This is a genomic window from Neoroseomonas soli, from assembly GCF_018129065.1.
Classification (GTDB): domain Bacteria; phylum Pseudomonadota; class Alphaproteobacteria; order Acetobacterales; family Acetobacteraceae; genus Neoroseomonas; species Neoroseomonas soli.
Window position 1 is genome coordinate 1 of sequence record NZ_JAAEDM010000160.1, and the last position, 3,869, is coordinate 3,869.

Annotated in this window: 3 protein-coding genes and 1 pseudogene; all 4 read left to right on the forward strand. The window is 74.9% G+C overall.

Going from position 1 to position 3,869, the window contains the following annotated elements:
• Window positions 1-1,343, forward strand: a 1,343-nt coding sequence (locus GXW76_RS24985) for a capsular polysaccharide export protein, LipB/KpsS family (RefSeq protein ID WP_211864849.1), incomplete at its 5' end; no start/stop codon positions are given.
• Complete coding sequence (locus tag GXW76_RS24990) at window positions 1,343-2,575, forward strand: capsule biosynthesis protein (protein WP_211864850.1); 1,233 nt, start codon at window positions 1,343-1,345, stop codon at window positions 2,573-2,575. The genes GXW76_RS24985 and GXW76_RS24990, both read left to right, overlap by 1 nt.
• The gene (locus tag GXW76_RS24995; RefSeq protein WP_246514700.1) at window positions 2,572-3,360 is read left to right on the forward strand and encodes an SDR family NAD(P)-dependent oxidoreductase; all 789 of its coding nucleotides are present in this window, start codon (window positions 2,572-2,574) and stop codon (window positions 3,358-3,360) included. Before GXW76_RS24990 ends, GXW76_RS24995 begins: the two co-directional genes overlap by 4 nt.
• Window positions 3,357-3,869 (forward strand): annotated as a pseudogene (locus GXW76_RS25000) (hypothetical protein); the annotation flags it as partial. The gene GXW76_RS24995 and the pseudogene GXW76_RS25000, both read left to right, overlap by 4 nt.

The window sequence follows — 3,869 nt, forward strand, 5'->3', positions numbered from 1 at the left end:
AGCCTGACGCGCGCCCGGTGCTCGCGGCGACGCGGCCGGGGCGGTTCTCACCCTGGACGCTGATCGACGCCGCGGCCGAACTCCATGCGCCTGGCGGGGCGACGGCCCTGCTCGCCGCGCTCGCGGGCGTGCCACTGCCGGGCGCCGGGATGGACGGCCTCGGGTGCCTTGCCGCGCTGGCCGCCGCAGCGCGCTGCGCCGATCCGGTGCGCGCCCGGCCGATTACCCTCGAGGAAGCCATCCCGCTGCTCGGCGCCTGGCGGGCGGAGGAGGTGGCGAACCGCCGCATCGCCGTCTGCCTCGGCATGTCGTTCTGGAAAAGGGGGCGCATGGCTGCGGCACTCGCTTCCGCCGCCGGGCCGCCCGCCTTCGCCAATCGTGCCGGGACCGCCGTGGCCGAGGCCCTCCGCCGCGGCGGCGCCATCGCCGCCTGGCCGAGCCGGGCGCCGGCGGACCTGCTGCCGCGCGCCCGCGCCGCCGGCGTGCCTGTTGTGTGGGTGGAGGACGGCTTCATCCGCTCGGCCGGGCTGGGGGCGGGGTTCCTGCCGGCCGCATCGCTGACGATCGATACGCGCCGGCCCTATTTCGATCCGGCGGGGCCGAGCGACCTCGAACTGCTGCTCGCCACGACCACCTTCCCGCCGGAGTTGATCGCGCGCGCCGCGGCGTTGCGGGCGGCGCTGATCGCGCGCGGCATCACCAAGTACAACCTGGGTGGGGAGGCTTCCGAACTGCCCGCCACCCCCGGGCGCCGCCGCATCCTGGTGCCCGGCCAGGTGGAGGACGACCTCTCGATCCGGTTCGGCGCGACCGGGGAGGTGCGGACCAACCTCGCGCTGCTGCGTGCCGTGCGCGCGGCCAACCCGGATGCCTTCATCGCATTCAAGCCGCACCCGGACGTCGAGGCCGGCTATCGCCGCGGCGCCGTGCCGGTGGAGCAGGCGCGCGCGCTGGCCGACATCGTGCTCGACCGCGCCCCGATCGCCCCGCTCCTGGGCCAGGTGGAGGAGGTGCACACCCTCACCTCGCTGACCGGGTTCGAGGCGCTGCTGCGTGGCCTCTCCGTCACCTGCTGGGGGCAGCCCTTCTATGCCGGCTGGGGGCTGACCGAGGACCGCATGCCGATCCCCCGGCGTGTGCGCCGGCTCACCGTCGATGAACTCGTGGCGGGTGCGCTGATCCTGTTTCCCCGCTATCAGGACCCCGTGACGGAACTTCCCTGTCCGCCCGAAGCGCTGCTGGACCGCCTGGCGGATCCGGCCCCCTGGAAGGGCGGGCTGCTCGCGCGGCTGCGGCGCTGGCAGGGAAGGGCCATGGCCCGCCTGATGCCGGGGCGCGGCTGATGGCGCCGCGCTCCTTCCTTTTCCTCCAGGGCCTCGCCTCACATCTTTTCGTCCGGCTCGGCGATGCGATGGCGGCGCGCGGGCATGCGGTCCATCGCATCAACCTCAATGCCGGCGACCGGCTGTTCTGGCGGCGGCCGAACGCGACGGACTTCACCGGGCGGGCGGAGGACTGGCCCGGCTTCCTCGCCGCGACGATGGAGTCGCGCGGCATCACCGACCTGGTGATGTTCAGCGACTGCCGGCCGCTGCATGCCGCCGCGCTCCAGGTCGCGCGCGCCCGCGGCGCCACCGGCTGGGTGTTCGAGGAAGCCTATCTGCGCCCCGGCTACATCACCCTCGAGCCCGGTGGGGTGAATGCGAGGTCGCCGCTGCCGCGCGACCCGGCGCGTATCCTGGCACTCGCCCAAGGGCTGCCTCCGGCGGCTCCGGAAACAGCCTCGGCCGGATCCTTCCTGCGCCGCGCGACCGACGACGTGCGCTACAACGTCGCCAACCAGTTCGGGCGCCGGCGCTTCCCGCACTGGCGCACGCACCGGCAGTGGAACGCCTTCCATGAATACGCCGGCTGGATCCGGCGCGGCGCGCTGCGCCCGATCCGCCGCGCCCGCGCCTGGCGACGGCTGGAGGAGGTGCTGGCCTGGCGCGGCCCTGTCTTCGTCCTGCCGCTGCAACTTGAGGGCGACTACCAGCTCCGCCTGCATTCGCCCTTCCCGAGCCTGCGCGACGCGATCTCGCTCATCGTCGCTTCCTTCGCCGCGCATGCGCCGCGCGACGCGTTGCTGGCGGTGAAGGGACATCCGCTGGACAATGGGCTGGCCGACTGGGGGCACTTCGCCCTCGCGCGGGCGCGGGAAGCCGGTGTGGCCGACCGCATCGCCTGGCTGCCGGAACTGCCCTTTGGCCCCGTGCTGGCGCCGGCGGCCGGCGTGGTCACCGTCAACAGCACCGCGGGGTTGCAGTCGCTGCGGGAGGGCAAGGCCGTGATCGTCCTGGGCAGCGCGCTCTACGATATGCCGGGGCTGACCTTCCAGGGCGGGCTCGACCGCTTCTGGTCCGAGGCGGCACCGCCCGACATGGCGCTGGTGGACGCGCTGCGCCGGGTTCTCGCCGCGCATTGCCTGATCCGCGGCGGCTTCTTCGACGAGGCCGGCATCAACGAGGCGGTCGGCAATGCCGTGGCGCGGCTGGAAGGCGCGAGCGCCTTCCTCGCGCAGGAGGTCGCGGCTTGAGCACGCTGTCGCCGCCGCGCTGCGTGCTGATCTCCGGCGCTTCGCGCGGGCTCGGCGCCGCCCTGGCGCACCGGTTCGCCGCCCCTGGCGTCGCGCTGCGGCTGGTGGCGCGCGGGGCGGAGGGCCTCGCCGCCACCGCCGCTCGCTGCGCGGCGAAGGGCGCGGAGGTCGAGACCGCCGCCATCGACGTGCGCGACGGCGCCGCCCTCGCCGCGCAGGTGTCCGCCTGGGAGGCAGCGCGCCCCATCGACTGCGTGGTGGCGAATGCCGGCATCTCCCGTGGCATCGCCCCCGACGGCAGTTGGGAAGGGCTGGAAGGTGCTACGGCGCAGGCGGCGGTGAACCTGCTCGGCGCCATGCACCTGATCGAGCCGCTGCTGCCCTCGATGCGCGAGCGGCGGGCGGGGCGCATCGCGCTGATCGCCTCGGTCGCGTCCTATCGCGGGCTGCCGGACACGCCGGGCTATGCGGCTTCCAAGGCCGGGCTGCGCATCTACGGCGAAGGGCTGCGCGCGGCGCTCGCCCCGCGCGGCGTGCGTGTCACCGTGGTGATGCCGGGCTTCTTCGACAGCGCCATGGGCGACCGCTGGGTGGGGCGGCGGCCGCTGGCCATGAGCCTCGACCGCGCGGCCGACATCACCCACCGGGCCATCCTGCGCGGCGACCGGCGCTGCGCCTTCCCGCTGCCGCTCGCCGCGCTGCTGCGCGTGCTGGATGCGTTGCCCGCCGGCATGTCCGACTGGGCGGTGCGGCGGATGCGCTTCCGCATCGCGCCCGAGGCGTGAGCACGGCGCTGCATCTGCTGGCCGGCGCGCTGCTGCCTCTGCCCGCCTGGGCCTGGCTGCGGCATGGCGCGCGCGCGAGGGCCTCGGCATGGATTCTGCTGGACGTGGCGCCGGTGGCGGCGCTGTTCCTGGCGCTGGTCGCGATGGCCGGGCGGCCGGTGCTGGCGGGCGGGCTCGCGGGTGGCGTGTGCGTGTTCCTCGCGGTCGCAGATCGCGCGAAGCGGGCGACGCTTGCCGAGCCGCTGGCCTTCACCGATGGCGGGTTGCTGTGGCAGGTGGCGGCGCATCCGCGCTTTTACCTGCCCTTCGTGCCGAAGGCGGTGATCGTGGGCGGGCTCGGCGCGGGCGCGGCGGCCTTCGTCGCGGTGCTGGCCATCGAGCCGGCGGTGCCGCTCGGCGTGGCGGCCCGCGCAGCGTTGCTGGCGGCCGCGGGTGCCTTGGTGGCCATGGTCCTGCGGCCGCTCGCGCTGCTGCGCGGCGAGGCGTTGGCGCGGGACCCGGCGCGGGAT

Excerpts from the sequence above, each read along its gene's own strand:
- GXW76_RS24990 (WP_211864850.1), top strand. The coding sequence starts at position 1,343 with ATGGCGCCGCGCTCCTTCCTTTTCCTCCAGGGCCTCGCCTCACATCTT.